The sequence below is a fragment of the Dactylosporangium sp. NPDC049525 genome (genome assembly GCF_040676755.1).
Classification (GTDB): Bacteria; Actinomycetota; Actinomycetes; order Mycobacteriales; family Micromonosporaceae; genus Dactylosporangium.
Map to the genome: position 1 here is coordinate 44,479 of NZ_JBFAPO010000042.1, position 24,170 is coordinate 68,648.

The following is a 24,170-nucleotide window of genomic DNA, read 5'->3' on the forward strand; positions in this document are numbered from 1 at the left end:
GATCCATCGCGCAACACTGGACACACATGGAGAAAGTGGCGCACACGGCGAAGAACCTCAGGCCATTGGGCCTTGCGATGGTGACAGAACCAAACGGCGCTCGGCACAATGAGTATCGTGAAGTGCAGGGACCATTAGCGAAAAGTCTCTGGACCAGGCGGCCACTGAAGGGCGATTCCGTCGGCGATGATTGACCCGGCAGCGATCAGTCAGGCGAAACAGGCACTCGGACGCAAGCTCGCCGACTGCCGAGAAGCGGCCGACCTGAACCAGCACCAGCTCGCTCCGCTGATCCAATACACGCGCAGCACCATCGCCAACGCCGAGACCGGTCACTCCACCACCAGCCGCGCCTTCTGGCAGCGATGCGATGAGGCGCTCAGCGCCGACGGAGACCTGCTCCGCAGCTACGACGAACTCAAGACCCTCGCTCGCACCCAGCAGGCAGAGCACGCCCGCGCACTGGAAGCCAAACGGGTCGCCAAATTCCATCAAAGGCACGAACAACACCACCTGCCGACCGGAGAACGCGACATGACCAATGTCGAACCGGGAGGCGCAGATGCGGAGCCAGCAGAGGGACTTCCCGCGTCCACCAGTTACGCCACCACGACATCGGTTCCGCCTGACGCACCGTTGCCCCGTGGACCTGTGGACTCAAGACACCAACTCGTTGCCGTGCCAACGTTCGGCAGTTCACCAGAGCATCCTCCGGCGCTGGTCGAGGTTCCGAAAGTCGATGGCTGGCTCAGCAACATGGCTCCACCATGTTCGCGCCTGCCGGATGCGGTCCGGACAGCGGCGCTCACCGCCCACCCAGCCGACAGCGACGGCGCCCTGAGCCTGGCATGGCTGAGGCGAACGGCGGCGTTGGCGCACGGTTGTTACCAGCGTGCCGAATACGATCGCACCGCCGAGCTGGTGCCAACGCTGATGGCGGCCACATCCGCCTCAGTGTTCCGGGACGACGACCAGCGACACATCTACACGGCCATGGCGACTGCGCACCTGGCGGTCTCGAAGCTGGCGTTGAAGTTCGGCGACGCCCAGCTCGCGTGGGTGGCCGCTGACCGCGCTCACGCCCGCGCCGCCGAGGCCGACGCCCCCGCGCTGATCGCAGTGGCACTGTTCTCGATCGGCTGCGCCTTGCTGGCAATGCCGGGCCGAGAGCGCGACGCCGCAGACGTTGTCGAGCGTGGCCTGGCATCGACTACACGGAGCGGATCTCGTACCGCTGCCGCGCTCTCCGGTGCCGGGGCATTGACGCTTCTCGCCGCTGTCGTCGCCGCCCGCCATAACGACCGTCCAAGTGTGCGGTCGTATCTTCGCGCGGCCGGTGTGCTGGCTGATCGGCTGGGCAGCGACCGCAATGACCTGTGGACTGGATTCGGCCCGACCAACGTACTCATCCACCACATCGGCATCACCGCTCGCTACGACCCTGAACGGTCCATCGTCCTCGGCGAGCAGTTGGACACCTCCCGGTTGCACCCAGCACTGGTGAGCCGCCGTAGCCAGGTCCATCTCGACCTCGCAACCGCGTTCACCCAGCGGCCCGGCGGCGACGCGTCCGCAGTGCTGCACCTGCTACAGGCCGAACAACTCAGCCCACAGCTGTTCCGGGTTCACCCGCCAGCTCAGGCTTTGATCGTGCACCTACTCCGTCATGAACGGCGTGCCGCCACACCAGGACTGCGGGCGCTCGCCGCCCGAGCCAGAGTTGCGACCTAACCGTGAGCAACCACCAACGCGTGCTCTACCTCGTCGTCTGCGCAGCACCACCCTGCCAGCACATCACCGGCCTCGTCGACCTGCTGCAGGACGCCGGCTGGGGCGTCCAGGTCATCGCCACGCCGACCGCCACTACGTGGATGCGAATTGATGAGGTCGAGCAGCGGACCAACCATCCGGTGCTGCACCGGCAGCGGCACCCAGACGAGCCCAGCCTTCTTCCCCGGGCGGACGCGATCATGATTGCGCCTGCCACGTTCAACACGATCAACAAGTGGGCTGCGGGCATCAATGACAGCCTTGCGCTCGGCGTCCTCAACGAGTCGCTCGGCGCCGAACTGCCGATCGTCGCGTCCATTTATGCCAAACCGGTCCTGACGTCGCACCCAGCCTTCGCCACGCACCTGCAACTACTGCGCGAGGCTGGCGTACGGTTTACTGACATCGAAGCGCTGCGCCCTTCACAACCTGACGAACCTTTTCGCTGGCATGCGGTCGCGAACTTGCTTGCGGACGCCTCGACATCCTCATAGGAAGTGATCGAGCATGCGTGCGTTGCTGCGAGACAGGGTGAAGGGCGATTCCGTCGGCGATGATTGACCCGGCAGCGATCAGTCAGGCGAAACAGGCACTCGGACGCAAGCTCGCCGACTGCCGAGAAGCGGCCGACCTGAACCAGCACCAGCTCGCTCCGCTGATCCAATACACGCGCAGCACCATCGCCAACGCCGAGACCGGTCACTCCACCACCAGCCGCGCCTTCTGGCAGCGATGCGATGAGGCGCTCAGCGCCGACGGAGACCTGCTCCGCAGCTACGACGAACTCAAGACCCTCGCTCGCACCCAGCAGGCAGAGCACGCCCGCGCACTGGAAGCCAAACGGGTCGCCAAATTCCACAACAGCCTGGAGCAGCAGCCTCCCGTCGGCATCGATGCACCGTCAGCGCTATCCGCCGACTCCTGGTCGAGTCCGACGGTGGCCGATACCGTTGACGACGTGAAGCGCCGCACGGCCTTGCTCGCGCCCGTGCTGTCACTGTTTGGCGCCGCCGGACTGGCGGAACCGTGGAGCCGGTTGGCGTACGTTCTCGATCAGCCGGGCCAGCTGGATGAACTGACGCTGGAACATCTGGAAGGATCTACCGCGGAGCTGTATCGGCGTGAGCAACTCCTGCCCAGCCGCCGCCTCGTCACCCACCTGGACGCTCACGTGAGCCGCCTGGAACGCCTGCTGGGCAGGGCGCCCGACGCGTTCGCCCGACGCGTGGCGATGACGACCGGGGAGGCGCTGGCGTTGGCGGGCTGGGTGGCCTGGGACAGCAGGCAGATTCATCAAGCGCACATCTTGTACGGAAGTGCGACGGCCGCCGCTCGCCAAGCTGGCGACGGACCGCTCTACGCATGCGTGCTTGCTTATCGCAGTTACGCAGCAGAAGCCAACGGCGATCTGCCCCATGCCCGGAAGCTGTTGGTCGAAGCCCAGAACTATGTTCGCGGCGAGCGGAGTGCAACTACGCGCGCATGGCTGGCCGCGAGGGAGGCCGAGGTCGATGCCGCCCTGGGCGACGAGACACCTGCTCTCCGAGCCTTGGATCGAGCGATGACGGCCTACGACTACGCCCGCCCGCACCGTGAGCGAGCGTGGACGAGCTTCTTGACGCCAAGCCGGCTGGGCGGCATGGCCGTCACCGCATACGCACGGCTCGGCCATCCCGAACTCGATGTCCTGACCGAGTCGGTGTTGGCCTCGCTGGCGCACGGTGAGCTTCACCGAAAGGCGATCGTCCTGGCTGATGTGGCTGCAGTCGCCATTCAGCGCGGCGATCACGATCGCGGCGCCGAACTCGGCCATGAAGCCCTGGACGAGGCCGCCACGCGTGAGACGCGTCTCATCGATGAGCGACTCAGCCGTCTTCGGGAAGCCACCCACAGCAAGCGCCACATCCCGGCACTTGCGGAATTGGACGATCGGCTGGCCGCCTGCACATAAGCGATCAGCTCGACATAGTTTCGTCGGTTATCCATTCCAGGTATGGCTGGTACCCGGTCACGAACGGCAGACACACAATTCCCGGCACCTCGTAGTTGTGATGCTCTCGGATGAAGTCCTCCAGCGCCGAATACCGCGCACGTGTTGTCCTGAAGGTGACCTGCCACTCCTCGGCTGCCACGATCGCGCCACGCCACCAATATGTGCTGCCCATCGACCCAACGACCTGGGCAGAGGCTGCCAATCTGGCCTCAACGGCACCACGGGCAAGACGTTCGGCCTGGGTTCGGGAGTCTGTCGCGGTAACAACCTGGCAGTACTCAACGTTCGACATCGTGGCCTCCACTGACTGCAGCGCAATCACTGTAACCGCCTGACTGGCCGCGCTTACCACAGTCACGCGAGCGCCTGCTCGAGCTTCGGCCTTACCTGCCGGTCAACACGGTCGGGCGGGCGGCAATCGTGTCGTAGTCCAGCAGCGGCAGCAGCTGCGCGGCGCCTTGGCCGCCGGTGGCGGGCACGATGAGGCCCACATCCGGTCGGCAAAACGCGGCCATCAGGTCTGCGGCGCGCTGTTCGGCCGGGCCGGCGGCGTAGCCGGTAGACGCGTGGGCGCTCGGGTACACCCGCACCTCATAGCCGCGGCCGCGGAAGTAGCCCACGAGTCCATCGAGCTCATCTGGGCGACCGGGAAGACGTGGCAACAACCGCCGCGGTACTGGCGGCCGCGGCGGCGGGAGGCCGGACAGCGATGGCCATCGTCAATTGCCTCTCATCGATTGCGTCGCGGACCACGCACAACCCGGCGAATGGCCGCAGGTTTCGGCCGCATCGAGGGGCCGGACGGTCGCACGCAGAAGTACGTGTTGGCTCCGATGCCCCGGTACCGCAGATAGCTCCGTGGTAGGTGTCCGAGCACCATCGCCAGACGTGAGCGACCAGGTCGTACACACCGAACGGTGGAATCGTCGCGGACCACGAGCCGTACAGGCGCTGGCTATTGCTCCGACACCGTGCAACTTTCGGCCCGAAGCAAGGAGTTCGAGTTCGCTGCCGAGTTGGGGTCAGCTGTCCCGCAGGATTGCCTCGAAGATGTCGGCGTCGGTTTCGCGTTGCCATTCGGGCAGGTCGGGCCAGTCAGCGATGTAGGACGGTTTCGGATCCGGGAAGTGGCGCAGGATTTGGGCGATCCAGCAGAGGGCGACGAAGCGGCCTTTCTGCTCGCGGCTGAGTCTGCCGGCGGCGCCGTCGGAGAGTTCGGCGAATGCCTGGATCTGTTGTTCGACGGCTGCTGCGGCGGCGCGTTCCCAGTCTGGGGTGTCTTGCCAGGGGGTGATGTAGCCGGGTTTCGGTTCGCCGGGGAAGTGGTTGCGGACGCCGGTGATCCAGGCTTCGCGGAAGCGTTGTCCGGGTTCAACGGTGGTGGTCACAGGGTTCCTCCGGTCAGTGCGGTGATGTCGTCGTCGAGGCGGCGGACGTGCCGGTCGGTGTGGAACTGGCTGAGGTGCTGCTGCAGGTCGTGCAGGCGGCTGCGGATGACGGCTGAGCGGGTGGTGCGGGCGGTTTCCACAGCGGCGCTGCCGTAGTGCACGAGCTGGGTCGGGTCGCCGCGCAGGGCACCGACGGTGGCCAGGCTGGTCAGGGCACAGCCGTAGCGGCGGGCCGGCAGCCGGCCGGCGAGCATGGCCGTGAGGATCGGCTCGGCGCGGTCGGCTTCGCCAAGACGGATGTAGGCACTGGCGCGGTCCTCCTCGAGGCGGCTGCCGTCGAAGCGCAGCCAGCCGCCGTTGTGGACCGGGCCGGGCTGGTCGTGGACGGCTTCGGCAGCGTCGAGCGCGCCGAGGGTGGCGTCGAGCTGGCCGGTCGCGGCGTATGCCTGGGCAAGTACCGCATTGACCCAGTGCCTGGTCGACAAGGCCGAGTCACCGTCGCCGGCGATGGCGGAGGCGTGTTGGAGCATGGGGATGGCTTCAGCGTCGTGGCCGTCGAACATGCAGACGTAGGCGTGCCTGGTGAGGGCGCAGGCCCACAGGTCGGCGGCCTTGGCGTCGCGGGCTGCGGTCGCGGCCAGGGTGTAGCAGTGGGCGGCGTCGAGGTAGGCGCCGGTGTCGAGGCTGATCTCGCCGGCGAGCTGGAACAGGCTGGCGATCGTCTGGCACAGGGCACGCCGTACGGAGTCCCCTGGTGACGTGCGCAGCTGCCCAAGCAGCACGGTCAGTTGGTCGTGCACGACCGCGGCGAGCTGGTGTTTGGTGTCGGCTGCGGTGAACTGCCGCCACAGGGTGTCTGCCGTCATGGCGTAGTCGTTGAGGGCTCCATGATCGAGTGGCAGCGGGTGAAGGTCGCCGGCGGTGAGGCGGTGCCGGTCCACTGCCGTGCTGCTCGCGGCCAGTGTGGTGGCGGCGGCGGTGGCCAGGCGCAGCAGGTTGCGGCGGTTCATGTCCCAAGTCTCCCCGACACCTGCCCGGTTCGCCGAGCCCTGTTCGTGTCTGTCGTGCCGGACGGGCGATAGCGAAGGCGTGCCACGCTCTGCGGTGGGACGGATCCACAGCAGGTCGTCAGGGAGCGCCAGGATCGCCGCCCAGGCGGTCAGCCGGCCGATGTCGTCGACGCAGGTCAGGCCCCGCTCGATCCGGCTGAGCTGGCTCTGGCTCAGCCCGAACCAGCCCGCCGCGAGGTCCTGGCGGACCGGGCGGCCGTGGTACGGGTGGGTGCGGTAGGCCGCGATGAGGGCGCCCATGTCGCGGGCGGCGAGGGCATCGCGGATGCGGTCGGTCTGCCAGAACGCGGCGGGCACGCGGGGTGGTCGTTCGGCGAGGGTGCGGGCGCTGATGGCGCAGGCGCCGCATCGGCCGGTGTTGTTGTCGGTTGCCAGGGCGGCTCCGCATGAGCAGTACCGCGACATCGTCTTCGCCCCCGCCCCTGTCGTGCAGATCGGTATCGGTCACTGTACGCCAATCGGATATGCACAAGGTGCATATCGACTATGCGCAGGACGACATGTCGATTCGGGCCTGCCTGGCACAGGCTGAGGGCCGGAAACGTGAGTGCTGGCCGTCGATGGCGGCACCAAAGCCGAGAGGAGTTCCGGATGAAGCGCATCGGGCTGGGTCCGTCGCTGGTGGGCGGCGGGTCGGAGCAGCAGGTGACCGGCGCGGGTCGGTTCGACCTCGACGTGCGCATCGTCGAGACGGGTGAGCTGGACCGGGTGCTGCTGGCCAGCACCGACGACGGCTGCGACACGCAGAAGAACGGCGACTGCTAGACCGGCGCAACGCCGGTGCCTCGTCCGGGTCACGCGGCGGTCCCGGACGAGGCACCACCGGTGACGGTGGTCGACGGCACGACAAGGGGGTACTCGGATGCGCCAGCACCACCGATCGCCGTACCGGCCGGTGGACGCGGCGCTGCTCCGCGCCAGCGTCCACGCCCCGGATGCCGGTGCCGGGTGTCCGTGGCCGGGTGAGGGGGCACGTGAGCCGTGGTGTGCGTGGCTGCGCCAGGTGTGGAAGGACCCACAGATCGCCGAGGCGGTCACCTTGGCCAGTCCAGTCCTGGCCGACCAGGTGCGCGCCGTGGTCGACGGGGGTGGCCGGGATGCGGTAAAGCTGCGGCGCGTTGCGGTGTCGCTGGCCCGCTATCTGGTACGGATGCGTGGCCGGGCCACGCCGTTCGGGCTGTTCGCGGGTGTCGCCCGGCTGCCGCTCGCGGATACGGGCATGGTGGTGTGGAGCAGCCGGCATCGGCTGCGGGTGCGGGCCGACGCCGCCTGGCTGGCCCTGGTCCTGACCGAGCTGGAGTCGTACCCGCAGCTGGTGGTGCGGCTGTCGGTCGTCGCCAACGCCTTGGCGGTCGTCCGCGGCGGTCGGGTCATCGTGCCGGCGCCGTCGGCGCGGCAGCGCCCTGGCTGGCCGCGACCGGTGATGTCGGTGGTCCACAGCGAGCCGGTCCAGGCCGTGCTGCGAGCCGCTCGTACACCGGTCGCTGCCGGCGACCTGCTCGGCGAGTTGTTCCCGGACGACGCCCCGGCGGCGACAGCGATGCTGATCCAGCTGGTGTCTGTCGGTGTCATGGTCACAAGCCTGCGACCACCGTCGAGCACCAGCGACAGCTTGGCGCACGTCCTGAACGAGCTCGACAAGGTCGATGCGACGACGGTCGCCGAGGTCGCACCGCTCGTGCACCGGCTGCGCCAGGCACATGCCCGGCTCCGCGCGGCCGAGCAGCCAGACTGGATGGACGGCACCGCCCGGTCCGAGGCTGGAGAACGGATGCGGCGCGTCGCCGACGTTGCGCAGCCGTTGATGGTCGATGTGCGGCTCGGGTCCGCGGTGACGCTGCCCCGGACGGTCGCGGACGAGGCCGCAGCGGCGGCCGGGGCGCTGCTGCGCCTGGCCCCGAACCCGCACGGTCACCCCGACTGGCGCGTCTATCGGCAGCGGTTCCTCGACCGCTACAGCGTGGGTGCGGTCGTGCCGCTCCTGGACCTGATCGATCCTGCCATCGGGCTCGGGTTTCCCGACCACTACGCCCGCCCGGCGGACCCGGCAGTCTCCGTCACGCTGTCCGCTCGGGACGAGGGTCTGCTGCGGCTGGCGCAGCAGGCGGCGCTCGACGGTGTCACCGAAGTCGTCCTCGACGACGCGACCCTCGACGCCCTCACCGGCGGGCCGGTGCAGCCGCGGCCGGTGCCGCACCTGGATCTGTGCTTCGACGTGCGGGCCACGTCCATGGCGTCCATCGGCGCGAGCGCGTTCACGATTGCGGTCACCGGCATCGGCCGGACCGGCCTGGCCACCAGCGGCCGGTTCCTCGACCTCGTCCACGACGACCCCCGCGCGGCTGCGGCGCACGCGGGACAGTTGCCGGTCGCGGTCCGCGACGCGATACCGGTGCAGCTGTCGTTCCCGGCCTCGGATGCTCGCACCGGGAACGTCCTGCGGGCGCCGCGTCTGCTGCCCGACCTGCTGCCGGTGGGCGAGCACCACCCCGGCTCCGGCCTCCTCGATGTGCATGACCTTGCCGTCACCGCCGACCTCGACCGGTTCTACCTGCTGTCGCTGTCCCGCCGGCGGGTAGTCGAGCCGGTCCTGGCCGACGCCGCCGCCCGGCACGCCATGCCACCGCTGGCCCGGCTGCTGGCCGAACTGTCCGCAGCCGCCTCCACACCCGTGTCCCTGATGTACTGGGGAGCGGCCGACTGCCTGCCGTTCCGGCCGCGGTTGCGCTACGGCCGGACCATCCTGTCCCCGGCCCGGTGGCGGATCACCCCCGCCCACCTGCCCGGGCCGGCCGCGACCAGCGCGGCCTGGGACGCCGCCCTCGCGGTGCTCCGCGGCCGGCTGCGGCTGCCGGCCTGGGTGACGGTCGGGACCGGCGACCAGCGGCTGCGGCTGCACCTGGACGATCCGATGGACCGGGCGCTGCTGCGCGAGCACCTCGAGCACGCCACCGGCTCGGTCGTCCTGGCCGAGGCGGCGACCCCGACCGAGCACGGCTGGCTCGGCGGCCACGCCCACGAGGTCCTGCTGCCCCTCGCTGCGCACACCCCGGCGGCAGCGCCACCTGCGGTACTCCGCGGTCGCGGCCCGCTTCGCCCGCATCACCCAGCTGAAGCCGTGCTGCCGGGCGGACCGGTACTCACCGCTAACCTGTACGGCCCGCCGGACCTGGTCGACGCGATCCTCACCGACCACCTGCCCCGGCTCCTCGCGGCCTGGCCGACGCCGCCAGCGTGGTGGTTCATCCGGTACCACGACCCGACGCCTCACCTACGGCTGCGGCTGCACGTCGACGACTACGGAACAGCAGCCGATCGCGTCGGCGCGTGGGCGGCGGACCTGCACCGCAGCGGTCTGATCGGCGACGTCACCTTCACCACCTACCGGCCGGAGACCGGCCGGTACGGCCACGGCCCGGCGACGACTGCGGCCGAGGCGCTGTTCGCCGCGGATTCCGCCGTTGCGATCGCCCAACTCAACGCCGCCGCCGACCTCCGACCGGCGCACCGGCAGGCGTTGACCGCCGCCAGTCTCGTCGACCTGGCCGCCGCCGTCACCGGCAACCGTTCTGCCGGGCTGCAATGGCTGCTCAAGCATCCGGACCTCGCGATCACGACCGGACCGCAGGACCGGACCGCCCTGCGGCACACCCGTCATCTCACCGATCCCGAGACGGGCAGCTCGGCGATCGCCGCGCTGCATGGCGGGGCGCAGGTCGTGGCGGCCTGGCAGTCGCGACGTCAGGCCGCCGCCGACTACATCGCCCGTCTCGACGGCTCGACGCACCTGTCCGCTGCGTCGGTGCTCACGGCGCTGCTGCACCTGCACCACGTCCGTGTTCACGGCATCGCCCCGGGCCTGGAGGCCCAGACCCATCGCCTGGCCCGCGGCGTCGCCCTCACCGCCACGGCCCGCGCCACCAGCATCAAGGACCCGTCATGAGCGTTTCGGTCATGGACGACGCGACCCGGACCGCCGCAGCGGCGGCATGCGCCAGCCTCACCGACGCCCTCTCCAACCCTGCGGCCCCGGACACGGACGGCGGTCGTCGGTGGCACGGGCAGTCGCTGTACCGCGGTGCTGCGGGCACGGCCATCCTGCACGGCATCCGCGCCCAGGCCGGCTACGGCAGCCCCGGCCGGGTCCAGGCGTGGCTCACCGAAGCGACCCGCGAAGACGTCAGCGCCGCCTCCAGCGCCGGGCTGTGGTTCGGCGCGCCGGCGATCGCGTTCGCCATCAGCACCGCCGCCCCAGACCAATGCCCGCAGGCCATGCGGCAGCTCGACGCCGCCGTCACCCGCCTGACCCGCACCCGGCTGCACGCCGCCGAGGTCCGCATCGCCGCCGGCGTCCACCCGGTCCTGGCCGAGTTCGACCTCGTCCGCGGGTTGACCGGGCTCGGCGCCTACCTGCTGCACCGCGACCCCGGCAGCGACCTCACCCGCGCCGTCCTCACCTACCTGGTCCACCTCACCGCCCCGGCATCGGACGGGGAGGCGCACAGGTCCGCGGTTCCGGGCTGGTGGAGCGGCGCGGTCCCGTCCGGCGAAACCTCGGCCCGCTACCCGGGCGGGCACGCCGACCTCGGCATCGCCCACGGCATCAGCGGGCCCCTCGCACTGCTCGCGCTGGCGATGCGTCACGGCATCACCGTCCCCGGCCACGCCGAAGCTATCGACCGGATCTGCCGCTGGCTGGACGACTGGCGCCAATCCGGCCCGGCCGGAGCATGGTGGCCCGAACGTCTCAGCGCCGCTGACCTGCGGCACGGCACCCCGATAGGGCGTGGACCGGCCCGGCCGTCCTGGTGTTACGGCATCCCCGGCATCGCCCGCGCCCAGCAACTCGCCGCGATCGCCGTCGGCGATACCAGCCGCCAGCGGGCGGCGGAACTGGCGCTCGCCCAGTGCCTGGAAGACCCGGACCAGCTCGCGAGGATCGTGGACGCCCGCCTGTGCCACGGCTGGGCCGGCCTCACCGCCACCGCCTGGTACGCCGCCCACGACGCCGCCACCGACCGCATCGCCAGTCACCTGCCGCGCCTGATCAGCCACCTGACCATGCTCGCCGACCGGCTCCCGGCATCCCTGCGGGCCGGGTTGATCGACGGCGACGCGGGTGTCGCGCTCACCTTGCACACGCTCACCACCGACAGTGCCGCCAGCTGGCCGACCTGCCTGCTGCTCACCTGACCCACACCTCGAAGGAATCCGCACCGTGCCCGAACTGCCTGACCTCGACCCGGCTGGCTGGCGCCAGCTCAACCTCACCTTCGACACCTGGCAGGCGGCCGAACGCGCCGCCGCCGAGCAGTTCGGACCGATGCTCATCGGCGCCGACGACGACAGCACACTGACCGGCTGGTGGTTCGTCCGCAAAGGCCCCACCTGGCGGCTCCGGCTGCGGCCGTCGCCTGACACCGACCGGGTCGCGGCGCTCATCGACCGGCTCACCAGCGTCGTCGGGCTTCGCGACTGGGCCGAGACCATCTACGAGCCGGAAACTCCCGGGCTCGGCGGCGACGCCGCCATGGACACCGCCCACCGGCTGTTCCACGCCGACAGCCGGCACCTGCTGCAGCACCTCGCCGGCGCCGACCGCGACCACCGGCGCGAGCTCGGCCTCCTCCTCGCCACCCGGCTCCTGACCGGCGCCGGGCAGGACTGGTACGAGCAGGGCGACGTCTGGACCCGGGTCGCCGCACACCGCGCCGCAGCAGGCCCTGACGACATCGCACCCGCACACCTGACCGCGGTACGACGGCTGCTCCTGGCCACCGCAGACACCGACGCCAGCCCACTCCACACTGCCCCCAGCTGGGCAGCCGCGTTCCAGCACGCCGGCGGCGAACTGGCGGCGCTCGCCGGCCGCGGCGACCTCACCTACGGCCTACGCGCCGTCCTTACCCGGCACGTGCTGTTCCTGCTCAACCGCCACGGCGTCGCCGCCACCGACCAGCACACCCTCGCCACTGCGGCAAGCCGCGTCGTCTTCCAGCATGAACCCGCCACCGACACCGCCACGCCACCCGTGCCCGCCACTACAGTCGCCCCGGTGACCACCGACACCACCCGCAGCGACCAGCAGCTGCGCGACGCGCTCGCCGACCACATCCGCGATCGGGGCACCTTCCGCAGTCCCGAAGTCGAAGCCGTGTTCCGGACCGTGCCGCGGCACCTGTTCCTGCCCGGTGAACCGCTGGAGACCGCATACGGCACCCAGCCCGTCGTCACCAAACGCGACGAGACGGGCGCCTCGATCTCCTCGGCGTCCAAGCCGAACCTCGTCGCCGCGATGCTCGAACAACTCCAGATCCGGCCCGGGCACCGCATCCTGGAGATCGGCGCCGCCACCGGCATCAACGCCGCCCTCCTCGCCGAACTCACCGGCCCGGCCGGGACCGTCGTCACGATCGAGCTCGACGACGACCTCGCCGCCGGCGCCCGCGCCAGCCTCGACCGGGCCGGCTACCCACACGTCACCGTCATCTGCGGCGACGGCACCCTCGGCCACCCTGCCGGGGCCCCGTTCGACCGGATCATCGTCACCGCCGAAGCATCCGACATCGCCGAAGACTGGTGGGCGCAGCTCGCCGCCGGCGGACGCCTCGTCGCCCCGATCCGCTTGCACGGCAGTGGCCTGACCCGCTCCCTCGGCTTCGCCCTCGACGGCGATGGCCACTTGGTCAGCACCGAGGCGGAGGTCTGCGGGTTCGTCCCGATGCGCGGCGCCACCACCGCCGAGGACCGGTACGTCCAACTCGCCGACGGCGTCATCCTGCGCTACGACACCGCCGACCACCCCGACACCACGGCCCTCGCCCGCGCCCTCGAGCACCCCGCCCAGCACCACCACACCGGCATCCAGGTCCACGACAACGAGCCCGCCCAGCACCTCGACCTGTGGCTGCTCACCCACACCGAACTGCCGTTCGGGCGGCTCTCCGTCACCACCGCCGCACGCCGGCTCGGCCTCGCCGACCCGGCCCGCCGCTGGGCCGGCGCCGGCATCTACCACGGCGGGACCATCGCCTACCTCGCCGCGCACCCGCTCACCGACACCCTCGACGAACTCGCCGTCACCGCCCACGGCCCCGACGCCGACAAGCTCACCAGCACCCTCACCGACCTGCTGCACCAGTGGAGCGAACGTCGGCCGGACCAGCCAACCGTCAGCGGCCGACGCATCGACCCGGCAACCGCACCGCACCGAGGCCCGGCCACGGTGACCCGGACCCACACGCAGCTCAGCATCACCTGGTGACCTCCCGCCAGCACATCCGGCGACCAACCCCTCCTCACCGGCTATCAGACAGGGGAAACCGCAGATGACGGCCACCACCGCACCGTTCGTCCAGCGCAGCGCCCTCGACGAACTGCTCGCCCTGCACTTCCCGCTGCTGCCACGTACCCGGCCCTCCTGCCGCCCCCTCCACTCCCGCATCGCGCACGTCGAAGACCTCGTCCAGCAGGCGCAGCAGCCAACCGCAGACACACTTGCCCGCGCCGCCGAAGCGCACAACTTCAGCGCGCTGATCGCCAGCGACTGCGGCCTGGCCGCCCTCGCCCGCGAACTCTGCCAGCGGCAACACACCGCCATCCGGGCCACCACACCGGTCGGCGTCGCCCACGCCAAACTCACCCTCCAACCGTTGATCAACCTCGGCCGGCTCCACACACGCGCCGGCGACGGCACCGCCGCATACCAGGTCCTCCACGCGTTGTTCGACACCGTCCAGCGCAGGTCCACGGCGAGGATCGACGGCATCACCTTCGACGCCCGTCACCTCGTCCTCGACGCCGAGCACCCCGAACTCGTCCAATGGCTCTGGGCGGTCCTGCTCGCCGACGGCACCCGCGCCCTGGCCCGCGCCGGCCGATGGGAGGAAGCCAGCCAGCACGCCGAGCAGCACCACGGCGTCGGCACCCGACTCCTCGACGGCCGGCAGGTCACGATCATCGCCACCCACCCGCAGACAGCGCTCGCCATGCTGGCCGCCACCGACACGGCCGCACCGTGGGAACGCGCCATCGCCGCCTGCCTCACCACCATCTGCCGCATCCGTCTCCAGCAGTGCACCGACGCGGACATCGGGGCAATGGTCGACGCCTACCACACGGTCGAGCCCGACACGACCGACCCGGTCTTCCACGTCCGGCTCGGGCTGACAGCCGCCACCCTCGCCGCCGGCCACCCCGCCGCCGCCGAGCTCCTCGGCCGGGTCGAGGGCACCGCCACCGGCACCACCGACGCCTACATCGCCCGGGACGTGCTGGCCGCCGCCCATCTGCTGCCCGTCGCAGACCGCACGATGCAGGACATGACCGAGACGGTGCAGCAGGCCGGACTGGGCGCAGGCGACATCCCACCGACGCTCCTGAACCGTCTCCTGCAAGCGACCGACACCGCTGAACGCCTCATCAGCGCCACCGTCCGGTCTGCGACGCCACCGGCAGAAATGAACCAGCGGCCGCCCGAGGCCGCCGACGCGTGAGAACCCTCCAGCAGACTGCGCGACACACCCTCGGGCTGCGACACGGGTGCCGGCCTCCACACCGCCGCTCGGCGTGTCACCGGCCCCCTTCGACGTGTCATACACACGTTCGATAAATGGGCGGTGTGGCTGCCGCCGTCACCGCCCACCGCGGCTTAACCTACGCAACGTCGCCAGCCCGTGAGCACGGCTGGCCTTGATGGAACGGAGTGGGGCAATGGCGAAGATGGGCGTGCCGGATCCGCGGGGTCGCAGGACCGTCGGACATACCGTGAACGTCACGGTGGCCGGGCAGCCTGGCGTGTTGACGGTCGGGCACGGCCCGGATGGTGCACCACGCCGGATCGAGCTGCGAGCCGGCGTACATGGCTCGTTCGTGGCCGGGTCCGCGGATGCGCTCGCGACCGCGATCACCGTCGTTCTGCAGCACGGTGTCCCGGCCGCCGCGTTCACCGACGCGCTGCGCCATGCCGGGCTGGGCGCGCCGGACGAGGATGATACGAACCTGCTGGTCGACATGTGCACGGCGGCGGAGCCCGCCGGCCTGGTCGCGGCGGCGAATCGATGACCGCAGGTATCGAGGTGATCGACGAGCCGGGCCGGCTCCGGCATGAGCTGGTCCGGACGTTGGTCGATGCGGGATGGCTGACCGATCCCGCAGTGGTGGCGGCGCTGGAGACAGTGCCACGGCACGTGTTCGTGCCGCAGGTGCCAATACAGGCGGCGTACGCCTCATCCCCGCCCGGTCAAAGCCGTGCTCCGCGGCTGGCGCGAACACGACGGATACATCCCCCGCCGACCTGCCCTACCGCATGCATGCGCCGTCGACCAGCTCGGCCAGCGCCCGCGACCTGCGGGTCGGGGTCTGTGTCAGAAGCGGTGTTTCCGGCCCGACACGCCGGGCCGAAGGGCTGGCGGGATGGGCACTGTGAGTGATGACATCGGAGATCGTGAGTCCACGGAAGAAGACCGACGGTGACGGGCGGCAGCTGTCGCCGGAGCAGGCCGCCGCGGCGGCGATGGTGGCCGAGGCGAAGGCTCGCGGGCTGGAGCTGACCGGCCCGAACGGTTTGTTGAAGCTGTTCACCAAGAACGTGCTCGAGACGGCGTTGAACGAGGAGATGACCGAGCATCTCGGTCACGAGAAGCATCAGGCCGATCCGGGACGCGAGTCGACGAACGTGCGGAACGGCAGCCGGGGTAAGACGGTGATCTCGGACGCCGCCGGCGAGGTGCGGATCGATGTGCCGCGAGATCGGGAGGGTACGTTCGAGCCGCAGATTGTGAAGAAACGGCAGCGCCGGTTGACCGAGGTCGACGAGATCGTGTTGTCCTTGTATGCGAAAGGGATGACGACCGGGGAGATCTCCGCGCATTTCGCGGAGATCTACGGGGCGTCGGTGTCGAAGGAGACGGTTTCCCGGAATACCGACAAGGTCGTCGCGGAGATGACCGAATGGTCGACCCGGCCACTCGACGCCGTGTACGTGGCGGTGTTCATCGACGCTATCGTCGTCAAGGTCCGTGAGGGGCAGGTCGCCAACCGGCCCGTCTACGCGGCCATCGGCGTCACCGTGGACGGCCGCAAGGACGTGCTGGGCCTGTGGGCCGGGACCGGCGGCGAGGGCGCCAAGTTCTGGATGAGCGTCCTGGTCGACCTGAAGAACCGGGGCGTGCGTGATGTGTTCTTCGTCGTCTGCGACGGCCTGAAAGGCTTGCCGGACACCGTCGAGGCGGTCTGGCCGCACTGGACGACCTTGAGGAGAAGTGGGGTAGTAAATATCGGGCGATGATCCGGTTGTGGCGAAACGCGTGGACCGAGTTTATTCCGTTCCTCGACTATGACGTCGAGATCCGCCGGGTCATCTGTTCCACGAACGCGATCGAATCGTTGAACGCCCGCTACCGCCGCGCTGTCCGCGCTCGCGGACACTTCCCGAGCGAGCAGGCTGCCCTGAAATGCCTGTATCTTGTGACTCGCAGCCTCGACCCGACCGGGGTCGGTCGCGCCCGATGGACGATGCGCTGGAAGCCTGTATTGAACGCCTTCGCCATCACGTTCGGTGACCGCTGGCCGGTCGCCGAAACCTACTAACCAAAGAGCCGGAAACACCGATCTTGGTACGGACCCGCGGGTCGGGGTGGCGGCGCTGGCGTTCGGCCTCGGCCGGGTTGCGGCAGACGACGAACCGGTTCGTCGGCCAGGTCATGGTTGAAGGACTTCCTCGACCTGCAGGCGGCGCCTCATTGACGCTACGGATGAGCAACACGATTGAGTGTATTCACGCTAGCGGGCGCCAACGGTCCGGGCAGCAATCGTTAGTGTGAACACCTCTATCCTTCGCCGCAGGGGTTGCTGTGAACGGTCTGTACGTGGATTATCTGAGCGACGTTGACGACGCCACGATCGAGATCCGAGTGCGTGGCCGGTGGAGCCGCCGATTGCAGCTGGAATTGTCCAGAGGAGTCGACAAAGCGCTGGCCGAGGCTCCGCGGGCGGCGCTGCTGGATCTGTCTGGCCTAATCGACCCTCACGGCGAGTCTATTCCGACACTGCTGGACGCACAGCGGTCGGCGGCCGCGGTCACGCCGTCCGTACGGCTCATGGTGTGTGCCGGGGCCGCGAGGCTCAGCCGTCGATTGGATGCTGTCCGGGCCGGTTCGAGGATCCCTACGTTCGACTCGGTCCGCCAGGCCAGGATGGCATTACGCAGCGCCGGGCTGGTGCCGGTCATGCACCATATCGACCTTCCCCCGGACTACGTCTCGGCGGCGCTCGCCCGCGATTGGATTGGCCAGGTCTGTAGCGACTGGCGGTTAGAACACCTGCTGCACACGGTCCGGCTGGTGGTCTCGGAACTGGCGCTCAATGCGATCGAGCATGCTGCCACTCCGTTCACCGTCACGCTCTCGCTACGCGGGGCGATACTCCACCTGGCCGTACGTGACCAGAGCAGCATGCTGCCGACGCTGATGAATCCGGGTTCCTACGATCCTGGCGGCCCACTGGCCGACCGCGGGCGTGGCCTGCGCCTGGTCGCCGCGCATGCCATCGCGTGGGGCGCGACCCCATGCCGGGTAGGCAAGGTCGTCTGGGCCACCCTGAAGACTCCGGTGGTTCGACCATGACCCATTCGCCGGCTGAACTCGCCGCGCTTGCCCGCATATATCCCGGCGTACGCCTCACCGGCGCCGACCGGCAGTGCACGATCGCGCTCACCGGCGACCTGGACGTGATCGCCGAGCCCGACATGTATCTACTCGTCGACCACCTGCTCGCCATCGGCGTGGCTGACATCGTGATCGACATGACCGACGTCGACTTCTGTAACGCCGCTGGCGTGCGCCATCTGCTGTGCGCATTTCGGCTGGCCCAAGCCCGCTCGGCAGTTCTGCGCGTCGACAATCCTCCGCCCCACATCAAATCGGTCCTCGACCTGACCGGAGCCACCCTCCTGCTGCAACGCGATCCGTCACCGGCATCCCCGACGGACCCGACGGCACAACATTCCAACCGCACTACACCCGCAGGTCCATGGGCGGTCCGGTCGCCGGTCCCTGCCCGGCGGCACCAACGCCCGGCCGTCTCGCAGACGCAGCGGACCCGCCGGGCCCTCCTACAAGCTCTGCACGGCCACCACTACCGCAACCCCCTCGTACTGCTAGACGAGAACTTCTTGGCTTCATCCGACCAGGCGACAGTCATGGCGGCGATCGTCGACGCCGGCATTATCGCGGGCGGCGCCGACGCCTGCGACCTGCAACTTTACGACGTCACCGCTGCTGCCTTGCGGATCGAGGCGCATCACGGCTTCACCGAGGAATTCTTGACGGCCTTCGCCACCGTCGACCAGACCCAGCCCACAGCCTGTGCAGCTGCACTCGCGACCCGGCAACCCGTGCTCATCGACGACGTTACTCGCAGCCCCATCTTCGTCGGTCAGCCCACCCTCGATATCCTTCGCGCTGCAGGTACCCGCGCCGTCCGCTCGTACCCCCTGCTGACCGCCCACAACGCAGTTCGTGGCGTCCTGTCGCTACACTACCGCGGGCCAACACCCACTCGAGGGAAACCCGATCTCGTCGCCCAAGCCGCCACCGTCGCCCTCATGCGCCACGTCTAGCGGTAGTTTGTTGACTTCATGGGGGTAGGTAGAGGTCGATGCCGTGGCCGCGGGCCAAGGCATCGAGGAGTTGTTGGAGTTCAGTGGGTGGGGGCTTGTCGGACCAGGCTTTCCACCAGCGTTGCAGCCGCAGCCACGGGGTCAGCCAGGCGCGGACCGCGCGGAGGGTCTTGGGCCAGCATGGGTGTGTCACCGGCCGGGGCGGTGCAGGGCCCCTCTCTACGGGCCCGTCGGGTGACGGGTCCGCGTTCGGTTCGCTGGGAGTGTCCAGTGTGGATAGTTGATGGGAGTGATGGTCGAACCAGGCCTTCCAGCAGAACGAGAACGCGCAGTGGACCAGGTTCTGGTGGCGCTCGATCGCGACGGCGGAGCGGACCTGGAAGTCGGCCCAGCCGAGCTCGTCCTTGACCTGCTTGTAGCTCTGCTCGATCCAGTTCCGCATCCCGTATAGGCGCAGTACCTCGGCCAGATCGGCGGCTTCGTGCCGGCTGTCGGGGGTGTCATGGGGGCCGCGGGGGCGGGGCAGGATGGTCGCCAGGTACCAGGTTGCCTTGTCCGGCAACGTGGCCGGGTCGGTGGTGGCCACGACGAGGCGGGTCTGCCCGTCCGGTCCCCACCAGCCCAACGATGCGTCGGTCGCCCACCACGTTTCGGTGTGCCCGTCACGGAACCGGCGCTGCACCCGGCTCCACCTGCCGGGATCGTCAGGCCCGTTCCACGGCACAGCCCGAGCGGCGTCTTTCGGGGTGTATGCCTCGGCGCCGTACTGCCACGCGCCCCGTGCCGGTTTGAGTGCCAGCACGAATCCCCAGCCGGCCTGCTGCAGTTCGCCGCGCAGCTCGTCGTGATCGCCGTAACCGCAGTCGGCTACCACCGCCCGGCAGGCCACACGGGCCGTGTCCGCCTCGGCCACCAGCTGCCCGGCGATGCGCGGCTTGGTTCGGAAACCCGGATCGGTGCGCCCCTTCGAGAAGTGCCACGCCGGGGTGTACGCCTGAGCGTGCAACGGATAGTAGACCTGCTCGTCGGCCCACAACGTGGTCACGGCGACCACACCGTTGTCGGTCTTGCCGTAGCGGCCCAGCCATTGACGCCCGACATGGGCCGTGCGCCGGCCGGCCTTACGGTCACCGGAATCGTCGATGACCAACACACCACCGGCGTGCCAGGCGGTAGCAGAATCATCCTGCAGCAGTTCCAGCCGCCGGCCGTTGACCGCACCGGCGTCCCAGGTGGACTCCGACAGGAAGTACTGCAACCGTTGCGCCGCCGCGTGTTGCGCACCCACAACCGGCTCGGTGCCGGCCAGGCCGGTCAACGTCTTGTTCCGATCGCGTGGCGCCAACAGGCCACTCAGATACTCCGAAACCCCCGCCGCTGCGCCAACCGCGAGAACAACCCATCAAACAACGCCGCATACGCCTCCAACGGGCCCGCCGCCGGTGGACACACCAACCGAGCCACCAACTGTCCGTTGACACCAGACCTGATCCATCCTCAAGGCTCTGACCAGCGCGGACGAGATTGGATGGCAACGTAGAAAGCGCCGACTAGTGCCGCCTACGCGACGTGTCGTGGCCGACGGCCCTGACGATGGACCCCTGACCAGCGGTAGTGCAACTTCGATGGCATGAAACGGCTGCGGACCATCTTCAGTGGCACGAAGTTCAACTGCGCTGTCAACGGACACCAACACCTCACACAGTCCGACCAACACCACCACCTGCGTCAGCCCGACCGTACAACCATCCAACGAAGTCAACCCACTACCGCTACCGCTACTCCGGCCTGGCCCCCACCAGCTACGAGTCGGCCGGACGGCGCACCGCCAAGGTGAAGATCAGCAAGATCGGCTCGGTCGAGTTACGGCAGGCGATGATCGCCCTGGGCACCGGGATCGCCTTGCACCACAACGATTTCGCCGCCTACAAGCGCAGAATGCTCGACGCGGGGAAGAAGCCGATGGTGGCCGCCATCGCCGTCGCGCACCGCGCCCACCGGCTCGCGTTCGCGGTGATCCGATCGCAGCAGCGTTGCGACCCGGCCAAGTGGGCAGCCAGCACCTCCGGCCGTCAGCGGCGAGACCGGTCCGTCATGGCCGCCGACCCGGCGACCGCTGCGACGTAACCGGTCTCAGCAGCCACCATAAACCCCGGGGTCGATCGGATGCAGTCTCCTTGCGGCACGACCGCGAGGCCGAAGGTGGCAGGGGGCCGGAACGACGTCGTCAAGCATCAGCAGCCGAGCCTGGACTGCGTAGCCAGCAAGACGTCCGGCCTCTTCCGCTCACGCGAGTGCGCACAACAGCCAGCGTCACGAACGCGACTACATGAGTAAGCACTGCACCGGAAACGCCACCACGCACCCGGCACCGCCCCGGCAATCCCGAGAATGTCGCGGTGCCCGTCCACGGTGACCGCCATGGCGACGTAGATCGGCCGGTTCGCGACCTGACCGTCCCTGATCTTGGTTCTGTCGCTGATCTTGTGACACCCTTGCGTCGTCATCGACCTAGCAGGACGCGTTTGCGGAGCAGGTCCAGTCGTGCTCGGCCGAACATCTGCCGCTTCACCATCTTGAGCCGGTTGATTGTGCCCTCAACCGCCCCGGAGCTGTAGGCCAGCGATAGTCCATTATGGACGGCGTCGAAGTCGCGGCGAAGGTTGCGGGCGAACGACGTCAGCGGTGCCAGATTGTCGCGTTCGACCGCGACAATCCAGTCTTCGAGACGGTCACCGTGCCGGCCGGTCATCATAACGGCAAACGCCCGAACGTGGTCGACGAGCCGGCGCAACGCGACGTCGCGGCCGCGGATTCGTTGCAGGGCAATCCTCTCCTCCTCTTTCAGATGGTCGGGGTGGGTCATGATCCAGGATGTGACCTTCCGGACCGACGGCGGTTTCGGGCCCGGCTGCGGAGCGTGGCCGCGGCCGTGGCGGAACCTTCGCAGATACCGCTGGACCGCCAGTTCACCACCCGGATAGCCAAGCTCCTTGATCTCCCGAAACAGTGCCGTGGCGTTGCGTTCGCCCTCGTGCCAACGGCGGTGCAGATGCTCGGTGTAGTCATCGACGAGATGCTCCCGCTGCTCGGACTTCGCGATCAGATCCTCCACCGAACGGGCCAGGACAAGCTTGCGGACCGTGGCCGGATGCAGCCCGAGCTCACGGCCGATCGCGGCCTTCGAAAGCCCTCTCGCGGCCAAGGCATGCGCCGCGACGTACTGCTCCCGAAACCGGGTCACCATCTTCTTCTCCGGCAACGGCTGGACCGTCGCTGGAGCCTCGACGACCGCGACCGGCGGCGCCGGTTCTCCCAGATGAGCGCGATACTCGTTCACCGTCTTCTCAACCGCCTGGCCCAGGTTCTGGCCACAGATGGAACCGGTCAGCGACCTGCACCGCCTGCGGCGCGCCCTGGCGGGTGCCTTCCCCATAGCCACTCGCACGATCTCGACAGATGACCTCAATCTCGGGATGCTGCCGCAGCCAGGCCGCGAGATCGTCACCCTCCCGGCCGTCGAACATGTCCAACGGCCGGCGCGTGTCCATATCGATCAGCACCGTGCCGTAATGCCGACCCCGCCGGAACGCGAAGTCGTCCACGCCAAGCGCGCGGACCGGGCCGAGCACCGGCTCGAGTAACGCCCGCACCAGCCGCAGCAACGTGTGCCGGCTGACGACCAACCCGGCCGCGGCCGCCAACCGCACCCCGGCCCGACCAGCCAACGCCAACCCGATCTGCGTCAACAAACCCTGCAACAGCGGCGTAAAGCGCCTATGCGGCCTCGTCAGGCCCGTCACCTGCTCGACGAACGTCACCGCCGCACAGGCCACGTTCTGGCACCGGAACCGCCGCACCCACAACCGCACCTCGACACCGACACCACCCGCCGCAGCGTCTCGAAGCCGACGCCGATAGCGGCCATGAACCCGCCCCGACGCCACACCACAACCACCACACACCGCCGTCTCCGACCGCACCCGCGCCTGCAGCACCACCACCCCGGGCCCGCGTTCGACCCGCTCGATCACCAAGCCCGCAAGATGCGGCAACAGCTCTTCCAGGACAGAACACGCCGAGCATGATCGCGAATACATCGATCTTCATGGGCGATCTGTCCACATCACAAGATCAGCGACAGAACCAAAACGCGGGATGGATCACCGAGGCCGGCGCAGACACGATTTTCATCAACTACTGGCGGGGGAAAGCGAGGTGCAGACCGCGGTCCAAGAGTCCGCGGACCTTCACCTCAACCCTATCAGCGTGTGCTACTTCGGCCTGCAACTCGAAGCCCGCACCGGACTGGGCATCACCATGTCCCCGACAGTCCCGCCCGCGAACAACGACATCGACCTGGTCATCCCCACGAACGGGACCGGCGCGCCGCAGGCCAGCATCGCACTGTTCGACCCCGCACGCCGCTCGGTAGAGCTGTCGCAGCAGCCCGGAGCACCCAACCCCGCAACACCCGGATTGCCGGACCTGCAATCAGCGGCCTACGAGGCGGAACTGCAGTTCTGGTCCGGAGGCACCCGAAACCCGGCCGTCCCGGCCAGCCCCGGCACCTACGGCGTCGCGAGCTACATCACCGAACGCTCCGTGATCGGCGACGTTCCGTTCTTCTCCCGCTTCAACACCGGCACCGGCACCGCCTTCCACCTCGACGGGACATCCGCCTCGACGACACCGTGGTTCAGCGCCGGAATTCAGGACCTCCTACCCACCTGGCAATGGTGGACCGAAGCATTCGACGCCCACCCGAAGACCCCGCTCCTCACCACCGGATACGACTACACCACCGCATACGACGGCGGCACCTCACTCACCATCACCGGCAACCTCACCACCGACAACCCGACCGCCGTCCGCCTCTTCAAAACCGACCTGAAAGTCACCCACACCACCCCCCGCGTTCCACAGGTAACTGTGGTCTGACGGCACGTTCGGCGGTATCGCAGCTGGTACGGGCGTTGCGGGCTAGCGGAAGCGCCGGAATGCCCTAGTGACACGGTTCAAGTCGGTGCTGATTCACGTCGGTCGGATTTCCGGCGCGACGTACCGCACGCCGCTCGATGCGCGTCATGTCGACGGCGGCTACCTGTTCGTCCTGGTGTACGGATCGCGCTCGGATTGGGTGCAAAACGTCCTGGCAGCTGGCGGTGCGCGGCTGCGGGTCGGCGGGAGGGAGGTGGAACTCGCCGCCCCACGCCTCATCGGGAAAGACGAGGCGTTCCAGGCACTGCCCGATGAGGTGGCACGCCCGCCGAGGCTGCTGCGCATCACCGAGTTCCTCCGGATGGACCTGGTGGCAGGCTGACGACCGG

Annotated in this window: 20 protein-coding genes and 3 pseudogenes; 15 read left to right on the forward strand and 8 right to left on the reverse strand. The window is 68.9% G+C overall.

Features of this window, described 5'->3' with window-relative positions:
- Positions 1–186 precede the first annotated feature (186 nt).
- The 3 genes from AB0K00_RS40265 to AB0K00_RS40275 are packed head-to-tail and all read left to right on the forward strand — an operon-like array spanning position 187 to position 3,721.
- On the forward strand, positions 187–1,731 hold the full coding sequence (locus AB0K00_RS40265) for a helix-turn-helix transcriptional regulator (protein WP_363532283.1): 1,545 nt from the start codon (positions 187–189) through the stop codon (positions 1,729–1,731).
- 20 nt (positions 1,732–1,751) lie between these two features.
- Positions 1,752–2,264, forward strand: a complete 513-nt coding sequence (locus AB0K00_RS40270) for a flavoprotein (protein ID WP_363532286.1) — start codon at positions 1,752–1,754, stop codon at positions 2,262–2,264.
- Between the two features lie 59 nt (positions 2,265–2,323).
- Positions 2,324–3,721 carry a helix-turn-helix transcriptional regulator gene (locus tag AB0K00_RS40275; protein WP_363532289.1) on the forward strand — a complete coding sequence of 466 codons (1,398 nt, stop codon included), beginning with the start codon at positions 2,324–2,326 and terminating at the stop codon, positions 3,719–3,721.
- Positions 3,722–3,725: 4 nt separating this feature from the next.
- On the opposite strand, the gene cutA is transcribed toward AB0K00_RS40275, so the two are convergent.
- From cutA to AB0K00_RS40295, 4 genes are all read right to left on the reverse strand, one after another.
- A complete protein-coding gene (gene cutA / locus AB0K00_RS40280) occupies positions 3,726–4,055 on the reverse strand; it encodes a divalent-cation tolerance protein CutA (protein ID WP_363532292.1) in 330 nt (109 codons plus the stop codon).
- A 91-nt stretch (positions 4,056–4,146) separates the two neighbouring features.
- Positions 4,147–4,428, reverse strand: a complete 282-nt coding sequence (locus tag AB0K00_RS40285; RefSeq protein WP_363532295.1) for an LD-carboxypeptidase — start codon at positions 4,426–4,428, stop codon at positions 4,147–4,149.
- Positions 4,429–4,785: 357 nt separating this feature from the next.
- On the reverse strand, positions 4,786–5,151 hold the full coding sequence (locus tag AB0K00_RS40290; protein ID WP_363532298.1) for a hypothetical protein: 366 nt from the start codon (positions 5,149–5,151) through the stop codon (positions 4,786–4,788).
- Complete coding sequence (locus tag AB0K00_RS40295; RefSeq protein ID WP_363532301.1) at positions 5,148–6,518, reverse strand: transcriptional regulator; 1,371 nt, start codon at positions 6,516–6,518, stop codon at positions 5,148–5,150. Before AB0K00_RS40295 ends, AB0K00_RS40290 begins: the two co-directional genes overlap by 4 nt.
- A 294-nt stretch (positions 6,519–6,812) precedes the next feature.
- On the opposite strand from AB0K00_RS40295, the gene AB0K00_RS40300 reads away from it, so the two are divergent.
- The 9 genes and pseudogenes from AB0K00_RS40300 to AB0K00_RS40340 all read left to right on the forward strand — a co-directional run bounded on the left by AB0K00_RS40300 (position 6,813) and on the right by AB0K00_RS40340 (position 18,840).
- Positions 6,813–6,986, forward strand: coding sequence for an FxLD family lanthipeptide (locus AB0K00_RS40300; RefSeq protein WP_363532304.1), 174 nt, complete (start codon positions 6,813–6,815; stop codon positions 6,984–6,986).
- Positions 6,987–7,083: 97 nt separating this feature from the next.
- Positions 7,084–10,164: a lantibiotic dehydratase gene (locus tag AB0K00_RS40305; RefSeq protein WP_363532307.1), complete on the forward strand. Its 3,081-nt coding sequence runs from the start codon at positions 7,084–7,086 to the stop codon at positions 10,162–10,164.
- Positions 10,161–11,414 (forward strand): lanthionine synthetase C family protein, encoded by a 1,254-nt coding sequence (locus AB0K00_RS40310; protein ID WP_363532310.1) that lies wholly within the window; start codon positions 10,161–10,163, stop codon positions 11,412–11,414. Before AB0K00_RS40305 ends, AB0K00_RS40310 begins: the two co-directional genes overlap by 4 nt.
- A gap of 25 nt (positions 11,415–11,439) precedes the next feature.
- Complete coding sequence (gene fxlM / locus AB0K00_RS40315; RefSeq protein WP_363532313.1) at positions 11,440–13,485, forward strand: methyltransferase, FxLD system; 2,046 nt, start codon at positions 11,440–11,442, stop codon at positions 13,483–13,485.
- Positions 13,486–13,549: 64 nt separating this feature from the next.
- Positions 13,550–14,716: a hypothetical protein gene (locus AB0K00_RS40320; protein ID WP_363532316.1), complete on the forward strand. Its 1,167-nt coding sequence runs from the start codon at positions 13,550–13,552 to the stop codon at positions 14,714–14,716.
- A gap of 271 nt (positions 14,717–14,987) precedes the next feature.
- The gene (locus AB0K00_RS40325; protein ID WP_363532319.1) at positions 14,988–15,284 is read left to right on the forward strand and encodes a hypothetical protein; all 297 of its coding nucleotides are present in this window, start codon (positions 14,988–14,990) and stop codon (positions 15,282–15,284) included.
- A 367-nt stretch (positions 15,285–15,651) separates the two neighbouring features.
- Positions 15,652–16,811, forward strand: a pseudogene (locus AB0K00_RS40330) (IS256 family transposase).
- Positions 16,812–17,089: 278 nt separating this feature from the next.
- Positions 17,090–17,845, forward strand: coding sequence for an ATP-binding protein (locus tag AB0K00_RS40335; protein WP_363532321.1), 756 nt, complete (start codon positions 17,090–17,092; stop codon positions 17,843–17,845).
- The gene (locus AB0K00_RS40340) at positions 17,842–18,840 is read left to right on the forward strand and encodes an STAS domain-containing protein (protein ID WP_363532323.1); all 999 of its coding nucleotides are present in this window, start codon (positions 17,842–17,844) and stop codon (positions 18,838–18,840) included. Before AB0K00_RS40335 ends, AB0K00_RS40340 begins: the two co-directional genes overlap by 4 nt.
- A gap of 16 nt (positions 18,841–18,856) precedes the next feature.
- On the opposite strand, the pseudogene AB0K00_RS40345 reads toward AB0K00_RS40340, so the two are convergent.
- Positions 18,857–20,203: pseudogene (locus AB0K00_RS40345) on the reverse strand (IS701 family transposase); the annotation flags it as partial.
- A 251-nt stretch (positions 20,204–20,454) separates the two neighbouring features.
- On the opposite strand from AB0K00_RS40345, the gene AB0K00_RS40350 reads away from it, so the two are divergent.
- Positions 20,455–20,967 (forward strand): transposase, encoded by a 513-nt coding sequence (locus tag AB0K00_RS40350; RefSeq protein WP_363532326.1) that lies wholly within the window; start codon positions 20,455–20,457, stop codon positions 20,965–20,967.
- A 254-nt stretch (positions 20,968–21,221) separates the two neighbouring features.
- Here the strand turns inward: AB0K00_RS40350 and AB0K00_RS40355 are convergent.
- The 3 genes and pseudogenes from AB0K00_RS40355 to AB0K00_RS40365 all read right to left on the reverse strand — a co-directional run.
- A pseudogene (locus AB0K00_RS40355) lies at positions 21,222–21,308 on the reverse strand (transposase); the annotation flags it as partial.
- Between the two features lie 35 nt (positions 21,309–21,343).
- On the reverse strand, positions 21,344–22,180 hold the full coding sequence (locus AB0K00_RS40360) for a transposase (RefSeq protein WP_363532329.1): 837 nt from the start codon (positions 22,178–22,180) through the stop codon (positions 21,344–21,346).
- Between the two features lie 7 nt (positions 22,181–22,187).
- Positions 22,188–22,874 carry an ISL3 family transposase gene (locus AB0K00_RS40365; RefSeq protein WP_363532415.1) on the reverse strand — a complete coding sequence of 229 codons (687 nt, stop codon included), beginning with the start codon at positions 22,872–22,874 and terminating at the stop codon, positions 22,188–22,190.
- A gap of 124 nt (positions 22,875–22,998) precedes the next feature.
- Here AB0K00_RS40365 and AB0K00_RS40370 point away from each other — a divergent pair, with 124 nt between their 5' ends.
- Together AB0K00_RS40370 and AB0K00_RS40375 are read left to right on the forward strand one after the other, a co-directional pair.
- Positions 22,999–23,781 (forward strand): hypothetical protein, encoded by a 783-nt coding sequence (locus tag AB0K00_RS40370; protein ID WP_363532332.1) that lies wholly within the window; start codon positions 22,999–23,001, stop codon positions 23,779–23,781.
- A gap of 85 nt (positions 23,782–23,866) precedes the next feature.
- Complete coding sequence (locus AB0K00_RS40375; RefSeq protein WP_363532335.1) at positions 23,867–24,163, forward strand: nitroreductase family deazaflavin-dependent oxidoreductase; 297 nt, start codon at positions 23,867–23,869, stop codon at positions 24,161–24,163.
- The last annotated feature ends 7 nt before the right edge of the window (positions 24,164–24,170 follow it).